At 45.2% G+C, this 20566-nt stretch carries 14 protein-coding genes; 5 read left to right on the top strand and 9 right to left on the bottom strand.

Features of this window, described 5'->3' with window-relative positions:
- Positions 1 to 6: 6 nt before the first annotated feature.
- A complete protein-coding gene (locus tag J0L60_02320) occupies positions 7 to 2775 on the bottom strand; it encodes a T9SS type A sorting domain-containing protein (GenBank protein MBN8544943.1) in 2769 nt (922 codons plus the stop codon).
- A gap of 282 nt (positions 2776 to 3057) precedes the next feature.
- Here J0L60_02320 and J0L60_02315 point away from each other — a divergent pair, with 282 nt between their 5' ends.
- Complete coding sequence (locus J0L60_02315; GenBank protein ID MBN8544942.1) at positions 3058 to 3705, top strand: hypothetical protein; 648 nt, start codon at positions 3058 to 3060, stop codon at positions 3703 to 3705.
- 11 nt (positions 3706 to 3716) lie between these two features.
- On the opposite strand, the gene J0L60_02310 is transcribed toward J0L60_02315, so the two are convergent.
- The 4 genes from J0L60_02310 to J0L60_02295 all read right to left on the bottom strand — a co-directional run bounded on the left by J0L60_02310 (position 3717) and on the right by J0L60_02295 (position 11340).
- On the bottom strand, positions 3717 to 5615 hold the full coding sequence (locus tag J0L60_02310; protein ID MBN8544941.1) for a hypothetical protein: 1899 nt from the start codon (positions 5613 to 5615) through the stop codon (positions 3717 to 3719).
- Positions 5608 to 8052, bottom strand: a complete 2445-nt coding sequence (locus tag J0L60_02305) for a mechanosensitive ion channel (protein ID MBN8544940.1) — start codon at positions 8050 to 8052, stop codon at positions 5608 to 5610. Before J0L60_02305 ends, J0L60_02310 begins: the two co-directional genes overlap by 8 nt.
- Before the next feature lie 97 nt (positions 8053 to 8149).
- Complete coding sequence (locus J0L60_02300; protein MBN8544939.1) at positions 8150 to 8992, bottom strand: DUF4249 family protein; 843 nt, start codon at positions 8990 to 8992, stop codon at positions 8150 to 8152.
- A 17-nt stretch (positions 8993 to 9009) separates the two neighbouring features.
- Complete coding sequence (locus J0L60_02295; protein ID MBN8544938.1) at positions 9010 to 11340, bottom strand: TonB-dependent receptor plug domain-containing protein; 2331 nt, start codon at positions 11338 to 11340, stop codon at positions 9010 to 9012.
- 114 nt (positions 11341 to 11454) lie between these two features.
- Between J0L60_02295 and J0L60_02290 the strand changes: the two genes are divergently transcribed.
- The 3 genes from J0L60_02290 to J0L60_02280 all read left to right on the top strand — a co-directional run bounded on the left by J0L60_02290 (position 11455) and on the right by J0L60_02280 (position 14671).
- Positions 11455 to 12009, top strand: coding sequence for a hypothetical protein (locus J0L60_02290; protein ID MBN8544937.1), 555 nt, complete (start codon positions 11455 to 11457; stop codon positions 12007 to 12009).
- Between the two features lie 12 nt (positions 12010 to 12021).
- On the top strand, positions 12022 to 14115 hold the full coding sequence (locus J0L60_02285) for a T9SS type A sorting domain-containing protein (GenBank protein MBN8544936.1): 2094 nt from the start codon (positions 12022 to 12024) through the stop codon (positions 14113 to 14115).
- 172 nt (positions 14116 to 14287) lie between these two features.
- Positions 14288 to 14671 carry a response regulator gene (locus tag J0L60_02280; GenBank protein ID MBN8544935.1) on the top strand — a complete coding sequence of 128 codons (384 nt, stop codon included), beginning with the start codon at positions 14288 to 14290 and terminating at the stop codon, positions 14669 to 14671.
- Here the strand turns inward: J0L60_02280 and J0L60_02275 are convergent.
- From J0L60_02275 to J0L60_02260, 4 genes are all read right to left on the bottom strand, one after another.
- Entirely contained in the window at positions 14649 to 15716 is a 1068-nt protein-coding gene (locus tag J0L60_02275; protein MBN8544934.1) for a glycosyltransferase family 9 protein, read from the bottom strand. The two genes, J0L60_02280 and J0L60_02275, sit on opposite strands and share 23 nt — an antisense overlap.
- Positions 15717 to 15781: 65 nt before the next feature.
- The gene (locus J0L60_02270) at positions 15782 to 18772 is read right to left on the bottom strand and encodes a DUF2723 domain-containing protein (GenBank protein MBN8544933.1); all 2991 of its coding nucleotides are present in this window, start codon (positions 18770 to 18772) and stop codon (positions 15782 to 15784) included.
- A gap of 11 nt (positions 18773 to 18783) precedes the next feature.
- Positions 18784 to 19002 (bottom strand): hypothetical protein, encoded by a 219-nt coding sequence (locus tag J0L60_02265; GenBank protein ID MBN8544932.1) that lies wholly within the window; start codon positions 19000 to 19002, stop codon positions 18784 to 18786.
- A gap of 96 nt (positions 19003 to 19098) precedes the next feature.
- Positions 19099 to 19872, bottom strand: coding sequence for an SDR family NAD(P)-dependent oxidoreductase (locus J0L60_02260; protein MBN8544931.1), 774 nt, complete (start codon positions 19870 to 19872; stop codon positions 19099 to 19101).
- A gap of 139 nt (positions 19873 to 20011) precedes the next feature.
- On the opposite strand from J0L60_02260, the gene J0L60_02255 reads away from it, so the two are divergent.
- Positions 20012 to 20566 (top strand): DUF3109 family protein, encoded by a 555-nt coding sequence (locus J0L60_02255; protein ID MBN8544930.1) that lies wholly within the window; start codon positions 20012 to 20014, stop codon positions 20564 to 20566.

The raw sequence follows: 20566 nt of genomic DNA, 5'->3' as shown, positions 1-20566 counted from the left end.
GTCAGGTTATCTGACCAAAAGCATCTTTCGTATCAGTTTCAGCCCCCCTGAACTGAGGGTGTAGAGGTATACTCCGGAAGAAAGCTCTGTTGCATCGAATACTGCGGAATGAACACCGGATTCACGGAATCCGTCCATCAAAACTGCCACCCGTTCACCTTTTGAGTCGAAGACTTCCAGTTTTACATTCCCCGAAAGAGGTAGAGAAAAACGGATGACAGTTGCAGGATTAAACGGGTTGGGATAATTCTGTTCGAGGATAAAATCAGTTATTTTGGCGGAAGAAATTTCAATGGTGCCGGAGTGGGTAAATGATCCGTCACCGTCTATCTGTTTAAGGCGATAGAGATATTTTTCACCCGGGGTAATTGAATGATCCTCGAATGAATAATATTTCGGTGAGTTGCTGGTTCCGTGTCCCTCGATGAAGACGATCTTCATCCAGTCAGACACAGCGGTTTTTCTCTCCACTTCGAAGCCGTTGTTGTCGATCTCTGTCGCTGTTTGCCAGTTGAGGTGGATATCTTCATCATGAAATGCCCCCGAAAACGAGACAAGCTCAACGGGAAGCGGGTTATCGGAGTCGGTGAAGACCGCAATTCTTTTCGCAGTACTGGAACCGTTGTAAGTGATGAATGCCCCGGAAACCACAAAACCTTGTGAATTCCAGGATGGAATAATTGCATAAACCGCATCGTCGAGTCCCGTGCCTAAAGAGGTCCATCCGGATCCATCCCATTTGGCGACCGAGACTGAAGAGAGCCCCCCTGCAGTATAGAAGTTGCCGGCAACATAAACATGGTTGTTGATGAGACAAATACTGTATACAAAGTTGTCCACCCCCAAGCCCATTGAAATCCATGTCGAACCATTCCATCTTGCAATGTGATTCGCACCCGTTCCACCTGCTGTAGTAAATGTACCTCCTGCGTACAAATTTGAACCCGATATTTTAATGTCACTCACCGAATTATTCATCCCGCTTCCAAGAGGAGACCAGGAGGTTCCATCCCACTTGGCAATATAGTTTACTGAAGTTGTGCCCGACAGAGTAAATTCTCCTCCGGCATAAATGTCACTGCCGGATGCCGCGAGAGCATATATGGTGCTGTTCAAACCATTTCCAAGAGGAGACCAGGAAGTGCCGTCCCACTTGGCAATCATTTTTGCAGAATTACCAACTCCGCCTGCTGTATTGAAAGACCCCCCAACATAAAGCGAACCATCCACCCAAATGAGGTCGTACCCGGTGCCCTGAATCCCTCCCCCAATACTGCTCCAAAGAGAGCCGTTCCATTTTGCAACAGCCTGAGTCGTTATTCCACCTATTACCGAAAATCCACCACATACATATAAGTTCACTCCGTCAGTAGCAAGTGCCTGAACACTTGAATTTGCCCCCGAGCCCAGAGGTGACCAGGAGGCTCCGTCCCACTTTGCAATATTACTTGCGGGTACACCATCGATCGAAGTAAAAACACCTCCCACATAAGTGTCGCCCCCGATAATACACAGAGATGTAACCAGCACAGTTGAGTTGCTTGCATCGAAGTGGTGGTTTGTGAACTGGAAAATTGTACCATTCCAGGTAGCGATGCTGTAAGTAAAATCACCTCCGGCGATAAGTTGTGTAGGAGTGAATGCGAGAGCATGCACATGGTTTGCCAATCCCGTTCCGAGAGCTGACCAGCTCGCCCCGTTCCATTTTGCAATATTGTTTGCAGGTACGCCACCCGTGCTCGCGAACTGTCCGCCAACATACAGATCGGTACCGTCGGTAGCAAGTGAATAAACCCAACCCGAGGCGCCGGTACTTAGAGCAGTCCATGCGCTGCCGTTCCATTGTGCCACATAATTCACTGTTGTGGTGCCTGACATGCTGAAGGTACCACCTGCATAGAGTGTGCCGTTCAGATAAACGAGTGAGGTCGGGGTGTTATTAAACCCGGCACCCAAGGCACTCCACCCCGAGGAAGAGTTCCACTTTGCAATCCTGATTGCTGAGATTGAGTTCGCAGTTGAAAAAGAGCCTGCAACATAAAGATCTGTAGCAGAGAAGGTCATGGCAGTAACGACAGCATTTACGCCGTTATCAACACCCTCCCAGCTCGATCCATTCCATCTTGCGATCCGGTTTAACGGGGTTGCACCCGAACCCGTAAATTCTCCACCTGCATAAAGTGTGGAATTGAATATTGTCAGGCAATTAACATAATTATTAAGTCCGGAACCCATAGCTGACCATGAGGTGCCGTCCCATTTGGCAATTCTGCTTGCTGATATCCCCCCGGCTACGGAAAATCCTCCTCCGCAGTACAAGTATGTACCATCATGTGCAAGAGCTCTCACGAGAGAGTTCATGCCTGAACCCAGTCTGCTCCAACTCGAACCGTCCCACTTCGCAACATTTTTGCAGATGAGACTTCCTATCGATTCAAACTGACCACCAACATAGATATCGCTTCCATTTACAAGAATCGCGTTTATTTGAATAGATATCTGGCTTCCCTCAATACCGGTCCCGTTGCTAAAATTACTCCAGTTTATAGCTGAAGTTGGAGACTCGATCCGGGTGTTATTTGTAAAATACGGTTTTCCGGCTTCATCAAGTTTCATTTTATATCCGGAAACGCTAAACGAACCGTTCTGCCCGCTTTTAATTGAACCGTCAGAATTCAATACTGAGCCGAGTCCTTCACCGGCTGAATTCTGAGAAAAGGAACTGCCGACAGCAAAGATCACAAGGACGGAAATCCTGATCAATTGTCTTGTCATGGAGACTCCATTTATAAATCTTGTTTGCTTTCAAAAAAGCATATATCTGTAAGAAGGAGGTACAAACTCGCACAGGACGGTTTGCCTCAGGCAGGTTATTTCGGTAAGGTTTAGTCAAAAACGGGAGGGAACCGTTTTCACGCCCGTAACTTAAGCATTATTTTAGAGAAAGTCAATAGTCAGGGTAAATTTTTGTCACTTTAAAATATTAGTGTATATTCGCCCGAAAATTTGAAAAGTTTGTTCACCCTCTTTTTTTTACAAATCCGGATCAACAGCCGTATGAAAAAATCGATTTTAATGGCGTTTTTGTTTTTTCTGCCTTCACTTTATTCACAGATTCCTGCGGAACTCTTCTTCGGAGATAAAAAGGCAACCCTGGATGTTCTTTTCTTTAAACCATTCAGAGATTCGGAGGGGAAAAACAGCGATTGGGTTCTGTTTAATCGCGGAAAGGTCACACTCGACTACAAAATGACCCCCGATGACAATAAGCCGTTCTTTGTTGCGATGCAGGCGGTAAGCTACAGCCCCCCTTCACTAGGCGGGTTCGGCCCTGTTGCAGTTTCGTTGATTACGAATGACGGAATGTACCCGAAACTTGGGATGCAGTATGTAAAAGGGACGAGCGACTTTTTATTCTTCGGCTGGCTGATTTGCGAGACTCTGAAAGATCCTGATCTCGATTTGTACCTGTTTGCAAGATACACACCGTTGATCTCGGGAAATACAAGACTGTTTACTCAGATTGAGACAAACAGTGCATTCCCTGCCTGGGCAGGCGGCGAACCTTCACTCTTTCAGTGTCTTAGGTTGGGTTTGATGTGGAACGGATTTCAAACAGGACTCGCCCTCGACCTGACCCAGAAGGGAAAAGGGGAGATAAAGACCACCGAAAATTCCGGGATTTTTGTCAGATACGAGTTCTAACGGGCGATTATCTAAAAGTAGTATCTCCAGTCGAATGCCAGTCTGAACCCGAGATACCAGATATTTTCGAGTTCGGGTTGAATGATATCTGCCTTTTCGACCAGTTCAAGATCGTAGGGGATATCCACACCTCCGTAAAACTGGATAAAGAGCTTTGAACTTTGATCTGCAGCAAATGATCTGAATGGCCTGTACTCGAGTATGGGGAGTTCTATCCTCGTTGATTTGTACGAAAAGAGAGCGAAACCACTCTCGTTGGAGGTGGTAGTGACCCGTTGATAGAAGACATCCCGGTCATTAAGTCCAAAAAGCTGAACGCTGATTTCCCTCCCGAGGATAAATTGAAATCTCCCCACCGAAGTTGAAATTCCGGCTTGCCATGGTATCCATCCTCCATTTGCGGCAAAAGCTGCCATCTTTTCAAGTGTCTGCGGAGCAATAAACGAAAGAATTGGCGTGGAAAGGATGAGATCACCCGGAATCAGAAAAAACGGACACCTTAGCTTGATATTGTACGAGGTTCGAGCCGGTATGGATGAGAGGAGGTTTCCGTAAGCCTTGGTTTCGGGGAGGTTAACGATCCCCGATGAAGCTCCGCTTTCCCTCTTGATCCCGATTCCGAGAAATGCAAGACCGTCACTCGATTCACTTAAGACATCATCGAGCCCCACTCCGAGCTTTATTGTGGCATCCACACCCGAAATCGCACCGGGAAAATCCTGATCCTTGCCAAAACCGCGGGAAATCGCAGTCCCTGTTAGAGAAGCTGCCAGCCCTGCAAAAAATCCGAGTTCTGCCCTGAACCGTGGCAGTTCACCCAGACCCCGGCTAAGAGCAGGAACGGTAGTACTTGAGAGAAGAGGCAGCAAGATTGCGGTTACATTGGGATCCACACGAAATTCGGGCATGAAATCGACCTTTGAAATGTCGAAATTACCCGGTGAGAAAATGTCCATATCTTTTACGGGAGCCGAACTGAATTTGAGCCCGCCCGAAAAAGAGTTAAGCATCTGCTCGAGACTCAATTTTACGAGCGCTGCGGTTCTCGCAACATCTTCATCCCTCATCCAGGCATCACCAACCACAATAATCGGTTCACCTGCCCATGTGGTTGTCTGTATACCGTGCTCGTTGTAGTAGTCATGCGATCCTTTTTTCTGGGAAGGGGCGCCCCATACTCCGGCAGCGTGTCCGGCAGCGGTAAAATCTTCAAGGAAATGGAGTGCGAATGCCTCATCTGCCAGTACGGAAATGACGAGTCTTGTTCTTTCATCAGGACCAAGGTCAGCGGAAGAGAAAAAGGAAGCCTTGTAAAGAGCAAGATTATGGTAGTATATATAGACACCAAGTGCATTGAGTTCGGCACCCGGTTTTATGCAGAAAGCCATATACTCACTTAAAGACTGCGTCATGCTTTGCAGAGAACGAAGAAAATGAACATCATTGTGCCCTGCCCTCGAAGCATACTCGGGATCGGCTCTCTGAAGCATAAGGTCTGAATTCCGCAGAGCATTCAGGAGGTCTTCCCTTGTCCGGGCTTGAGCGATCTCTGATTTCAGTTCATTGGCAATCTCTATGACGCTCTTTATCCAGGTGGAGTGCAAAACAATTTTAAGCATGTCCCTCCCTGAAACAGAATGATCGCCACTTATGGCGGGAAATGCAGCAAAATCGACCAGAGTGCCTGATGCCAGACCATCATCAAAAATCAGGAAAGGAGAGAGCCTGCCTTCTGACCCCGTTCTTGCAATTTTCCACAGGTCTTCAAACAGTTTTCTCTGCTCTGCAGAGAGGTTCTCAATCCCGGCTCGTGTAATATCGCGGTGTTCGGGAAATATCCAGCCGTATGTTACATTTTTGTCTGATGAAATCAGGAGTATAAGAAGGAAAAAGAGAGTGTATCTATTCATTTTTTGTCTTTTTTGCGGGTTTAGCAGGTGGCAGACTCTCCGAAGGATTTTTAATGTGGACATCCCTCTGTGGAAAGGGTATCTCGATGCCATTTTCATTCATAACTCTGTCTATAGCGACTCGTAAGTCACTGGAAGTCTGAACCCAGGCACCAAAATCCGCAGTCCAGCACCGCATTTCAAAAAGAAGTGCGCTGTCTGCAAAATCTTTAAGGAAGACAACCGGGGGCGGAGTCTGCAAAATCTTTTCATGTGAAGTGGCACATCCTCTCAGCAGTTCGATTACTTTTTCCACATTCGAACCGTATGCTACGCCAATTTTCAGGTCGATTCTCCTTTGATTGTCGGAGAGTGTCCAGTTGATTACCTTGTTCGAGATCAGGTTTCCGTTTGGCACGATCACTTCAGCTCCTTCCCAGGTTTTTATCACACTGGAACGAATGCCTATCTTTCTGATCGTTCCGGAAAGGTCCTCCACCTCAACTGCATCACCAATCTGAACAGGCCGTTCAAAAATAAGGATTATTCCCGATATGAAATTCCTTACGATATCCTGCAAGCCAAAACCGATACCAACGCCGAGAGCTCCTGCGAGAAGGGAAAAGCGGTTCAGATCCAATCCGGAACTTATGATTGCAAAAACAATTCCCATTCCGACGATCAAATATGAAATAACCGCAGAGATGGTGGTCGGGACACCCCGGGCAAGTTTTATCCTTACCAGCAATTCCTTTTCAAGTAAAAATTTGACTGTTTTTGCCAGCCAGACAGCAAACCAGACAGAGAAGAAGAAATAAACCAAAGTTTCGAGAGTAAGGGAAAAGTCGCCCACCGAAACGGTTGTTTTCAAAATGGAACCAAGGAAATCGATGGTTACAACCGACATCCCAAAGCTCCTTAAAATCACTGCGACAGCAGTTATTTTAATCAGAAATCTTATAAATTTTGAAATTTTCTCTGTGGCAATGGTTTCATATTCTCTCATTATCAGTGATATCTTCGCAGTTTTTGTCATTATCAGCATGTAAACCAGTCCCTGAAGAATGTGGCTCACAATCAGGAGAACGGAGAGTCCATAGACAGCATTCAACACACCATTAACAATGGTGAGGCTGATAGCAAGGAAGCCGAAGAGATTCGCGATAAATGCTGTTGCAAAGAGCACCAGGATTCCCACAAAGATGTTTTTCACATATGGCGGCAGCACTTCCATTCTTTCTGAAGAACCTTTGCCATAAAGATGAAGAACGAGATAGATGACTGTAAAAAACAGGATAAAAGTTAAAATTAACCGCTCTGTTTCCGAGCCGCTTCCCGATACCATTTTTACCTGTTGAAACGCCAGCAGTAACCCCGTCACCAAAATTATCCGGTGGCTGGTCTTTCCGTAGATGAAAAGAAATATTCTTACCAAAGGAATAACCGAAACAAGCCTCAGACTGTTTAAAACCAGTTCGGGAAGATCGCCCACGAGTAAGTTGAACGAGATAAGGAAAATAAACAGAATCGTGGAGAAGGGAGTCTGCAGTAACAGTTGAAAATTCCCTGCTGCCGAGTTTCCCACGGGCAGTTTTTTGCTAAACCTCGAAAGAAAAAGGATAAATGCCGCCACAAACAACAGGTACAGGCCGGTTTTGAGGGCAAATCCTTTGAGTTCCTGTAAAATTGTATCGGAAACTCCGATATAAACACCGATGGTATTCGAAAATGAGTTGGAGATCAGGTCACCCGGTTCGAGCTCTGCGAAATAGTCCCAAAGCGTGGAGGAGTTTTGGTAGAAAAGATCCTGTTTGTTTAGTAAAAAGTACTTTCTGATGGTTGTAACCATCATCTCTGCGGTTACATCGGGCTCCACTATCTGATGCTGAAGGGCTAGCAGCCTGTTTAGTCCGACAGTAAGTGTGTCATAGCTGATTTTAAGCTCTTTTTCAATATCAATGATTTTTTGAAGAATCTCAGGAGGAACCGAGTCGGCGAGTGCAACTGCGTAAGTACGGTTCCAGACAGCCATGGTATTTCTTACTATCGATTTTTGTTCTGAGATTCCTGCAGTGGTTTCTGAAACTTCGTCATTCCAGCCGTCGATTCTTCTCTTTTGTTTGTTCCAAAGCCGCAAATATTCAGAGAGCACTTCGGTATACTCAGCAGTAAAGTCTGATTTCCCGGTTACCAGGGTAAGGCTTTTTTGTTTCTCAAGAATATCGGTGAGCCGGGCTTTCAATTCCTCATACATTTTGTAGGGAAGAACCGTGAGGTTAGCCTGTTTCAGTTTTATTTTATCAGAAATGAAGGCGTTGGGTATTTCGTGCACTCTGTAGTAGAGGGGTGCATCGGGGGTGGGTTTTTTTTCAGTCGAATCCTTCTGAGCCATCAGCGACACTGTAAAAAGTGACACCAGAACCGGCAAAAAGATTAATCGCAGCAATTTGAGTTTCATATGTTTGCAGTACAGCAGCCGTACTGATCGGACGGTAAAATTAATAAAATTCCTTGAAGTTATCTTCAGGAACAATCCAAAATCCTCTTTTACAAATCTACTGCAAAGAACTGATTTGTCTAGTGGTTTTCGATCTGCCCACAAACATCCCTATGCCGTCACCCAGGATATTCCATCTTACTGAAGTGGACGGCTGCCCAAAAACAGCATCCGAAAGTTTGCTCGAACCTTTGGTTTTATAATAGTCGTAAAAGGAGCCGTCATAAACATAAATACCGACACCAAGATCCTGTGGACGGGCGAGGTATGAAGGTGTTATTTCCGCCGACTGTGCCTGAATTGTTGTTGTATTTACATTGGGAAGCCTCTTTACAACCACATTGTATTTGTTGTCCTCGGTGTAAATCTGCCCTGTTTGAGTAAAAGCCAGCCAGGTGACTGCGTAGGCTTCGTCACCCCTTGGGGTAATATCGGCACTCATCACTTTTATTGATTTACCCGTGTCATTCACGGAATTGAGGAGGAAAACGCCACCAATGGTTCCCGCCTCAGGTATTTTAGTAACTGCACCTGCTGAAAGGCTTTCCCAGGAAACCAGCAATTCGTAGGTTTTTCCCGCTCTTGCTTTCACACCATTGGGTGCCGAGTACAAACCGTCACGGGTATGCTTCAGGATGTAGCGAAGTGTATCGACCTTAATGGAGACGACGGCATTTGTCAGGTTTGCAAAATCACCTCTGAACGGTACCGCCACGGGGAGCGTTCTGCCAATGTAAATATCTTTAATATCCTGTCCGTCTTCGAGCAATCCTCTTATCACAAGCTTCATTTCATATGGAAACTCTTCTTCTCCCACCACCTGCTCACAACCGGAAAGGAACACACCCGCAAAAATGAGCACAAACAACCAAACCCGGGAACTGAAAAATTCATAATTCATAATTCATAACTCATAATTTAAAAGTGTATTTTTATCCCAATTGACGGTAAAAACGGATAGAGGGTAAACTGCTTCAGCACAGGGGTTTTTATTCCGGTTGCTTCATCTGTTTTATAACCGACATATTTGGAGAACGCATTGAATCTGTTGTAAACATTGTAGATATTCAGAGACAGTTCGATTTTTGTGTTATTCCACATAAGGATCCAGTTTGCGCTGAGGTCGAGTTTGTGGAAAGCAGGGAGTCTGAAAGCGTCGCGGGCTGAGTACTCATAAAAAATTTCCTGCAGATTATCTTTTGGATTGCTCATATTCAGGAAGGAATATTGCATAATAGGGAGGGGGAAAGCCTTCCCGGTTGAGTAGTTCCAGGTGGCAGCAAAATTAAGTACCTCCGATGGTTGCCAGCTCAGTACAATCGAAATATCGTGTCGTCTGTCAAACTGAGGGTAGAACGGTTCGCTTCGGTTGAGTTCGTCGAAATATCTCTTTGTCCATGAGAGGGTATATCCAAACCACCCTGTGATGGTGCCGATTCTCTTGTTGAAGAACATTTCCAGACCCCATGCTTCACCTCTTCCGACGGTGAGCTGTTTTTCATAGTTGGAAGTGTAGGCAAAGTTGGCGTCATCTTTATATTCGTAGAGATTCGCGAGATCTTTATAATATGCTTCAAGAGTGAAAAGGAAGGTTTTATCGGCACTCGTGGCTTCGAAACCGACTGCTCCCTGCATCGACTTGGCTGGTTTTACCACGGGTGTCGAGGGGAACCATACATCAGTCGGCAAATACACATCGTTCCTTGCGAGGAGGTGAATCGGCTGGTTTGCCATCGAGAAGGCACCGCGAAGAATCAGCCTGTCATACAAATACCAGGTAAGGGAAAGCCGGGGCTCCCATCCGTAAAGCTTTCCTTCGTTAAAATAGTAGAAACGCATCCCGACATTAGCCTTGAGCTCGTCAAATATTGTGATTTCATCCTGTGCAAAAAGAGCAACTTCGAGGGCTTTGTAGCTTCTTCCAAGATTCACGGCATACTTCAGTTCGTTAGTATAGAAGTCACTTGTCAGTACTTCAAAATTGTGGTATGTAACCTCGGCACCCATCTGAAGTATATTGTTCTGGTTAAGGAAAACCTGAATGTCCGTTTTTAACTGAAAATCGTTCACAAAAGAGGAGGTAAAAAAGTCGAGAGCGTCCTTTTTTGTCGGGTTTTTATCCTTCATCGCGGTTTTGAAATCGTAGTAGGTGTAAACCATCGAAGTGCTGGTGAAAATCTGTGAAGTATATATTTTTGTCCAGGTCAGGTTGAGGGTCGAGTTTTTCCACCCGATATCGAATCCGATATCCTTACTCGATGGTGGCTCTGTAAGGCGGTCGCTGCTGAAGAAACCGGTAATGAATAGTTTATCGGTTTCTGAAAGCTTGTAATGAATTTTTCCGTTTGCGTCATAAAAACCGTATCTCGGAAACTTGTCAGCCTGCGGAACAAGCGAAAGGAGTTTATCGAGGTACATCACTCTTGCAGAAAGAATGTAGGTCGCCTTCTCGTTCAAAGGACCTTCGACGGTGAAACGGCTGCTGATATTTGAGAAATTGAATGTACCGAGAAACTTTTCGGAAGAACCCTCCCTCGTCGTTACATCGAGAACGCTTGAGAGCCTGCCTCCATACTGCGCAGGGAACGCCCCCTTTATCAGTTTAATATTTTGAATTGCATCCGAATTGAATGTGCTCGCAAAACCGCCGAGGTGAGAGGGGTTATATACCTGAACACCATCAATAAGAGTAAGGGTCTGGTCGGCGGAACTTCCTCTTACATAAATGCCTGCCGAAAGTTCATTTGAATTGGAGACACCCGGAAGAAGTTGAAGTGCCCTGAAAATGTCGGTTTCTCCTCCGAAAGAAGGGAGAGTCTGAATCAGTTCCGGATCGAGTTCAACGGTACCCGAAGTGTTTGCAAAATCCTCATATTTTTCTGCAAAAACCTTCACTTCGCTCAAAAGAATGGAGGACTTGTTGAGGTTTATATCGAGGCGGATGTTCTGGTTTGCTCCTGAAATATCAATCACTGCCTTGTGGGGTTCAAAACCGAGGGAGCCGGAAAAAATGTAATACTTCCCTTCCGGTACAGAGGGGAGAGAATAAAAGCCGAATTTGTTTGAGGCAACTGATCTAAGGGGGTTCCCGGTCTTCAGGGAATCTTTGTAAAGGGCAACATAGGCACCGATCAGTACTTCACCGCTCCCTGCCTCGGCTATAACTCCGGAAAGGGTATAACTCCTCCCTTGTGGAAGAACTGCGGTTGCCATAAGAAGTACAGCAAAAAGCGTGAAAATTATTCGCATTTAGTGGAGATTATCTTAAATTTGATACAGTATTTAAATTTTCTTTGCTTTTGTGGCAACGGACTCTCAAATAATAATAAATATACTCAGTAAAAATAAACAGTTTTGAAAAATTTGAACAAAGTATTCTTCTTTCTTTTCATTTATTTCTCGATAAATTGCATGGCACAACCCGGAATCAGACTTCAGGGCTCCGCTGCAATTCCCTCCGGGCAACTTGAAAACCATGTTGATGCCGGATTTGGCGGGAACATAAGCTTCAATCTCCCTGCTTTTCTCCCCGGTTTCGAGTTTACTCTCACTACAGGATACTACTACTGTGGATTGAAAGAAGACCTTCCCGGCTACAGTTTCAACTTCAAGTCGGTTCCTCTCACTGCAGGTGTCCGTTACCTTTTTGGTGAGGGAAATGAAATTACACCCTACATTGGAGTGGAAGGCGGTGCCTATTTTACCGAGTATTTTCTTGAGGTTGACTACGGCCTCCTCGGAAAACCCGTGGAAATCACCCGCGAAATTACACCCGGAATTGCACCCGAAGCAGGATTCCGAATCTACATCGCCCCGGGCCTCGATCTCGATGTAAATGCCCGCTACAACAGAATCAGAACAAAGTATGTCTCCCGTGCATACATCGCTCTGCAATCCGGTTTCAGAATAAAGTTTTAAGTGGAGAAACTGATGAACAGACTTCTTTTATTTTGCTTCTTATCAGCTCCATTTCTCTTTGGTCAGACAAACTGGATATGGCAGAACCCCCTCCCCGTCGGGAAAAACCTCAATGCCGGTCAGGCTTTCGATGCACAAAACTGCATCGCAGCGGGAAACACAGGTGCATTTCTTACCACAACGGATGGCGGAGCATCATGGAAACTGATCAACACAGGAACCGACAACGATATCCTCTCCCTCTCCTTTAAAGACAGATTGAATGGAATACTCGGCTGCGGACAGGGTTTGATATTAAAGACCACCGATGGCGGAAACAGCTTCACAAAGATTACCGTTGATTCCGTCCGAGATGTCAAAGCGGTGCAGTTCCTCCCCTCGGGGAAAGTATGGGCAGCCGGCAACAAAGGATTGCTCTTCTTCTCTCAGGATAACGGTTCAACATGGACAAAAAAATCATTTGATACGGTATCCGCTGCGGGAATTTTCTTTTTCGAAAACGGAAAGGGATTCATTGCCGGCGAGTCGGGCACAATTTTCCGGACCCTCGATGGTGGCAACAACTGGACCAAAACAAGAGAAAACACCAGTCAGACTATCTCAAGCATTTCGTTTTCATCCGACTTGAACGGGCTCGCACTTGGCAGAAGCGGCTTGACTCTTAAAACAACAGACGGCGGAGTTACTTGGCAGGAATCAAATTCCGGTCTCTTCGGTTGGGTGAAGTCATTCTCCTTCCTTCCTCAAAACAGGCTGATTGCCGCAAGTTCGCCGGGATTGATCTTCCAGAGTACAGACAACGGCACTACCTGGAGAAAAACAAGCGACAGTTCAAAATTCAGTTTCAATTTTTCTGCTTTTGCAGGAAATGCAGGCTGGATATTCGGGAACAATGGATTGATAATGCACACAACCGATGCGGGTACAAACTGGGAATTTCAGTCGGAAGGCTCCGAAAACACAATAAATTCAATTGAATTTCTCGATCCTATGATCGGTACAGCAGTAGGCGACAGCGGACTGATTCTAAGAACCGAGGACGGCGGAGACACATGGGTAAGGCAGTTTACGCAGTATAAAACGAATCTGAACGACCTCTTTTTCCTCGATACAATCCGTGGCTGGATCGTCGGTGACGATGGTACCATCCTCCAAACCCTTGATGCGGGTCAGTCGTGGCAAAAACACGACCTCGCTCACATCACCTCCGATGACATTTACGCCATCGAAGGCACCAAACTTTCCAACAAGGCTGCGGGACAAAATGGAGCCTATCTCGTTTCCCAAAACGCCCCCACTGGAGCTGTCTGGGGAAGAGGCGGCGCACCACTCAAAACTTACAGAGGTATTATAACCCTCTCTGCGCGATCTGCATCTCTTGTAGGTGATCAGGGAGCGATTATCAGACTCACTTCCGCTCCCGGCGGGGGTGGTGTAATTGATCAGTCAATCGACTCACGATTCGATCTCCGTGACATCTATTTTCCACCCGGTGGGAAAGGCTGGATCGTCGGGAAATATGGGATTGTCCTCAGATCATCCAATTCGGGGACTTCCTGGAGTATTATCGACACTCTCCCGGTGACATGGCTGAATTCAGTATATTTTTACGATACCCTGAATGGTTATACGGTTGGTTCCTACGGCAGTCTGTTTAAAACAGGCGATGGCGGCTACAACTGGACAAAAGTCCACACCGGTGTAACCAACACATTTAAAAAATCATTCTTTTTCGACAAGGACAACGGCTGGCTCGTTGGCACTTACGGACTTCTAATGAAAACCGTAAATGGCGGAGGAACAGGAACCCCGACAACTATTAAAGAAGAGGAGATGGTCCCAAAAAATCCCGTTCTCCATCAGAATTACCCGAATCCGTTTAATCCTTCCACGGCAATCACTTTTGATGTGCCCGTTGCGGGACAATACAGACTTGCAATCTACGATCTTCTCGGGAAAGAAATAGAAGTGCCTCTGGAGGGGATGCTTCAGCCGGGGAGTCATTTTGTCTTCTTCGATGGAGCAAATTATGCCTCGGGCGTCTATTTCTACCGCCTCTCCGGAAACGGCCTCAATATCAGCCGGAAGATGATACTTTTGAAATAGAACTTCAGAGTTTCAGAACCTCGGAACCGCAGAGATTCTGTACCTCGGAGGTTCCGAAGTTCCGGGGTTCCGAATCTCTCCTCCAAACATTCTTTTCTTTAATACGATTTTTTTTATTAATTTATGTCTGACTAAATCATTTTTTATTTGATTCATTTTCAAGTTTTGCGGTATGCCAAATATTCTATTAGTTGAAGACAACAAGGAAAACAGAGATGTGATGGCACATTTCCTGAAAAAGATTGGTACCGTTACCACAGCAGCAGACGGACCGACCTCTGTTGAATTGTGCAGGAATGATAAATTCAACCTTATTCTGATGGATATTAATCTTGGATTGGGGATGAATGGAATAGAGGCTACGAAACGGATCAGACAGATTGACGGTTATTCAGATACACCGATAATAGCAGTTACAGCTTATGCCATGGCAGGGGACAGGGAAACCTTCATGAAAATAGGATGTACTCACTACATCTCAAAACCTTTCACAAAAAAAGAGTTTATTTCCCTCGTTGAAGAGGTTTTGGGTACTACACAGCCGGGAAACGGATAAATTCCATCGCTTCCCTGTAGACCATATCCACACTCAATTCCCTGATACACTTGAATTTTATGTCTTCTCTTTTACATTCCAAAGACTTCGGCGAATAGAAAAAACATGGTGCGCACTCAAGATTGAGACTCACGATTTTGTGCTCGGTCTTCCAGGGATGAATGTAATTTACATTTGTGGGACCGATGAGAGCCATAACCTTAACCCCCATTGCAGATGAAACATGCATCAGACTTGAGTCGTTGGTGATAAAGAGATCACATTTTTTGATGAGTGCTGCCGACTGACTCAGGTTTTTGGACTGCGGCTCGTGAAAAACACCCTCGCCCGCAAGTTTTTTAATATTCTCCCTCAATTCCTTCTCCTCGGGTCCACCAAAAAGGATAAGTTCAAAACCGTTTTTCTCTTTTAACATTTTACCGAGAGCCGCAAATTTTTCGGGCTCCCATCTTCTGTTGATGTGGTTTTTAAGTGTGGCACATCCCGGATGAAAACCGATCTTTGTTACTCCCTGCTTAAGGGAAGTGTTGCAAAATCCGTCGGCAAATGCTTTATCTTCATCGTTTAATGAAAAAACGAGGGGATACAAGGGTGCTTCGGAGAGTGAAAACATCTCTTTTACAAGCCTTACATTCTCCTCCACATTGTGGAGGGAGTCATCCTCTTTTATGCGGACATTATTAAGCCACCCGAGGTTTGAAGTGTCTGCCCGCAAGTACTCCACCTGCCCCCTCTTTTTTGCTCCGAAAAGCCACTGGATGCCGTTGTATTCTTTTCTGTTTGAAGGATAAACGCTAATCGAGTGGGTGTATTTCCCCCTTTTACCGAGAACAAACTTAAGGGATTTTAAAGCTCCCTCTGCCATAAATTCGAAGTGTATCACTTCGTCAAATAGTCCTGTTCTGTCGTAGATGTTCTTAACACCGGTGAACATTACAAGAGCGTCAATTTTTGCGTTGGGGAATTTTTCGCGAAGCAGTTTCGCAGCAGGGGTAAACATGAGAGCGTCTCCGATGCCGGAGAGAGCGAGAATTAATATTTGCATGGGGTGTTGTTTAATCCGGGGGAAGAATGAAAGGAGTGAAACCTTCCATTCTTCCCTCAGGAAACTTATTTTTTAACTGTGGAGTCTTTTTTTACAGTGTCCTGCGCAGGAGCTTTTCCTGTGAGGATGGCGTTAAATTTGTCTCTCTGTGCTTTTACATCAGGATTATTAGGATAATACCTGTCGAGCAGATCAACGAGTTTCAGGGCTTTATCTGCCTGTTTGGTTGTCTCATAGTAGTCCAAAAGAATTGTAACTGTGGAAACATCCATCGTAAGAATCTGGGGATTGCTGTTTAGCACAGCGAGTGCTTCGGGTTCAAGAGCCTCCATCATTTTTGTGTAGGTGGTCATGTCGCCGAGCCTTCTGTAAAGATTGGCAAGATCAGCACGGTAACGGTAGTCGAGACCGGTTCTTGAAAGGGGCATCTTTGCTTCCATCATGTTCAGCACTTTAAGAGCAGTCGCATTATCCTTCTTTTCAATCATATAGTAATTGGAAAGGCGGAGGAAAGCATTTCTGTAGTTCAGGGTCATTCTCTTGTGGTTTTCATCGAGGAAAACTGAAGAGTCGGCAATGCCTCTGAACTTGAAGCCTGGTCTGTAGTTCGGACTGTAGTCTTTTGGCTCTTCCATTATCTGTTTCCAGAGGACTTTTTCGTTCACGCCGTCTTTTCCTCTCGGGATTTCGAAAGGCATAAGTCTGAAAGCCATTCCTTCAAGATAGAGGAATTTCTGGAGTCCGATTTTGGTATCGTCGCTGCAGGTTGTCGAGTAGTAAACGGGTCTGTCCCAGTTGTTGTTTTGGATAATCTGCATTACGACAAAATCCTGAACACGGGCATAAGTCTGTGTCTGCTGTCCTTCACCGGTTTTGGGGAGGTCGGGATTCCAGACAAGTTTTGGCTGATATGAAGTGGAGTCAACCAGTCCGGTACTCAATTTGGCAAACACATCCTTTGGAACCTCGAGTGTATACTGCGGAGCCTCATAGAGCGTTGGTCTCAGTCTTTCAACCTCTTCATCAGAGAATTTCATGGCAACTTTCGGGGTGCCGTAAGGTTCCTGATTCTTTAGTTGCTTGATGTACCATTCAGTATTGGCGAGAGAGAGGTTCACAATTCTTATATCGCGTCTAACTCCCTCCACATCCTGCAGATACCAAAGAGGGAATGTGTCGTTGTCACCATTTGTAAAGAGTATCGAGTTTGGTGCACAACTTTGAAGGAGATTATAGGCATAATCCCATGGAATCCAGTTGTTCGATCTGTCGTGGGTGTAAAGATTTGCCGAATACATTCTCACGGGAACAAAGAAAATTCCAAGCACAAGAACGGTGTAACCCAGAACCATGCCAAGACTGTTCTCTTTTAATTTGTTGTAAACCAGTGTTGCAAGCTCCTTCACCCCGATTCCGATCCAGAGCGAAAAGACGAGGAAGGCACCCACATAGAAGTAGTCTCTTTCCCTTGGTTGAGGTTGCTGCTGATTCTGGTAATAGGCTGTGAGATAGCCCATGAAAATAAACAGAACCAGATAGACCATCGCCATTTTCTTGTCACGCCGGAAGTGGAGGAAAACCCCGACAAGTCCGAGAATAAATGGAATGCCGAAGAGCGAGTCTTTTATATCGCCCTTAAATTCCACACTGAAGGGCTTACCGATTATTTCACCCACCCCGTTAAACGGAGCGATATTGCTTCCTGCATCCTGATCCCATGATTCTCTTCCTGCATAGTTCCAGAGGAGGTAGCGGGTCATCATGTGATTCATCTGATAGGAGTAGAGGAAGTGAAGATCGGATGAATAGTTTGTAAAAACGCCCGTCTGATGCGGTTCGTTCGAAAATCTTCTCTTGAATGTCGGGAAATCACCGTATTGTTCACGGTTAAGATACTTCACCAGTTCAGGGAAGGTATCAGGCTCATTCTCGTTCATCGGGGGTGCTGCGTTCGACCTGATGATTACCTGTGTGTAGGTGGTAAACCCGAGGAACACAAAGATGGCTGCAAGTCCTACAAGGTGAAGTGTTGCCTTGTTGTTCTTGTGCGCATAATAAACGATGCCTCCAAAAATTCCGAGGAAAGCCGCTACAAAAAGGAGTTCACCGGCGAGAGACTGTCCGCCTATCGACGACATGATCGAAGGAAGTATCTTTACCACACCGGGATAAGTCAGGCCAAGTGCAATACCACCGACGATGAATGAAAAGTATATCGAGTTTCTATTCAGCAGTTTCTTGTAGAAGCCCGCCATTATACCGACTGAAATGAGGAAAACCAAAATCTTGAATGTGCCGTCGAATGATTTATACTGTTCGGGAGTCGGAGGAGTGGTAGAGGTTTGATTCAACCATAATCCGGCTGCAACAACGAGTATCACGGCAGCATGAATAAGGAAATATTTTACCGAGATGTTATATTCCTCTTCATCCTTCATGTATTTCTTGAAGAGTACAATCATTACGACAGGTATCATCGCCAGCACGCTCATGAGGTGAATACCGGTGGAAAGACCGATTATATAACAGATAAGAAGGAGATATTTCTCGTTCCCCGGCTCTTCCGATCTTTCATTCCACAGCATGATGAGATACATGATTGCTGCGTAGGTAACTGTACTTGCGGCGTAAACTTCTGCTTCAACCCCGTTGAACCAGAAAGTATCGCTGAACGAGAAAGAAAGTGCACCAATGGCAGCAGCTATTACCGTTGAAAGTGTTTCAAAAAGGTTTTTTGCAATTTTTGCTCTGTAATTTTCAACCACTTTTACAATTATAAGGTAGAGAAAAAGAATTGAAAGCGCACTCGAGAGTACGGAAACCATGTTTACCCTGAACCCGACATTCTCGGCAAAAGGGATCATGGAGAAAACTCTTCCTATCAGAAGGAATAAGGGGGCTCCCGGCGGGTGGGGCACCTGCAGAGAATAAGAAGCCGCTATGAACTCACCGCAGTCCCAAAAGGATACTGAAGGTTGTACCGTTGAAAGCAGCACTAAAAACGAAATTAAAAAAACTATCGCCGCCGTTATGCGGTTAATTAACTTAAAATCCATTCATTCCTCTATTAATCGTTCACTTCTTTGTTGTCTTCCTGTCGTGGTTTGAACAGGTTGTTAAACGCACTTCTGTCCCTTTTGACTTCATATTTCGAAACAAGTTCCCTGAGCCGTTTCATCGAGAGGGTATCGAACTCCTCTTCGTCTTTGTGTCTCTTCTCGAACATTTTTAATTCCTCAAGTTCTTTGGGCAACAGTTTTGCCTTCAGCTTGCGGATTTGTTCCATCAGGTTCTTTTGTTCACGAAATAGTGACATGTGCCTTTAAAAATTTGTTTAAGCTTTAAATATAACTATTTTCAAAATGTTAACGATGCTCAAAATTTATTCCCGTTCCTTCATTCTGACCGCTTTTGCGAATATTTTATAGGGCGCAATGTTGGAAAGGGAGGTCAGAAATGCGGTTGCCCGGGGGAATTTTATCATTCTTTTACCTTTGGCTACCCCCTTTAGAATTATCAGGGCAGCTTCTTCCGCAGATATCATAAACGGCATGGGAAATCTGTTCTTGTCGGTCATCGGTGTTTTTACAAATCCCGGTTTCACAGTAATCACCTTCAACCCGAGAGGTTCGGTTTTTATGGCAAGGCTCTCGGCAAAAATTGTAGCCGCAGCTTTTGAAGCGGAGTATGCCGCACTTTGTGGGTATCCTCTTCCGTCGGCAAGGGAGGAGACTATCACGAACGAACCGTTTCCCCTCTCCAGAAATGGTGCGAGGAGGGGATGAACAAAATTGACTACACCGAAAAAATTGATCTCCACTGTTGCCCGGGTGGCTTCCTCATTCAGAATCGTATATTTCTCCCCGAGACTTACTCCGGCATTGAGCAAGACAATGTCGGGCAGACCAAACCTTGCCTCCACTTCCTTCAACAGAGTATTAACCTGCTCCTTGTCTGATACATCGCAGGAGGAAATGATCAGACTCTCCCTGCCCAAAAATCCTGCTGTGTATTCCTCAACGAGCTCTTTCCTTCTCGCAACAAGCACAAGGCGGCAGTCGATCCCGAGCAGTTTTGTCGCAATTTCCTTCCCTATCCCTGTGGATGCTCCGGTAAGTATTATCGTTTTGTTTTTGTAAAAATTTTCAAAATTCATCGGTATTTTCAAAAAAATTAATAATCGAAGGGTAAATTACTCGAAAGAGAAAGATTCTTTTCCACCGAAATTAATAAACTTTTTTGTTTGGTACGAAATTTGTTATATTTTTGGTAAAATTTTCAGAAAGTTTTATTGAATGTTTTATCAGATCGACAATGTTTTAATAAATACAGAGATTGCCACGGCACATTTTGCGTGTGACCTCGCCAAGTGCAAGGGCGGTTGCTGCACATTTGAAGGAGACTATGGGGCACCACTTCTTCATTCTGAACTCGAACTGTTAAGACAGAATCTCCCCCTCATTATCGATATCATCCCCGAGGAACACAGAAAGGTGATTGAAGCCGACGGCTTCTTCGACGACATCGACGATGAGTATTACACAAAAAGCTACAACCGAAAAGCGTGTGTTTTTGTTTATTACGATGGCGACATCGCAAAGTGCTCCCTTGAAAAAGTGTTTTATGAAGGAAAAACGGAATTCAAAAAACCAATCTCCTGCCACCTCTTTCCGATCAGAATATCATCTTTTGGTGGCGATATCCTTCGATATGAAAGGTTTGGAGACTGTCAACCCGCTGTCGAAAAAGGGAACAATGAAAAAGTCCGGATGGTATCGTTTCTTGAAGAACCGCTCACCAGAAAATATGGACAGAAGTGGTATAATGCATTAGAAAGACTTAAAGACTAA

Source organism: Ignavibacteria bacterium (genome assembly GCA_017302895.1).
Classification (GTDB): Bacteria; Bacteroidota; Ignavibacteria; order Ignavibacteriales; family Ignavibacteriaceae; genus UTCHB3.
Note: the sequence above shows the minus strand (reverse complement) of the source record. Positions and strands in the feature narration are given on the sequence as shown.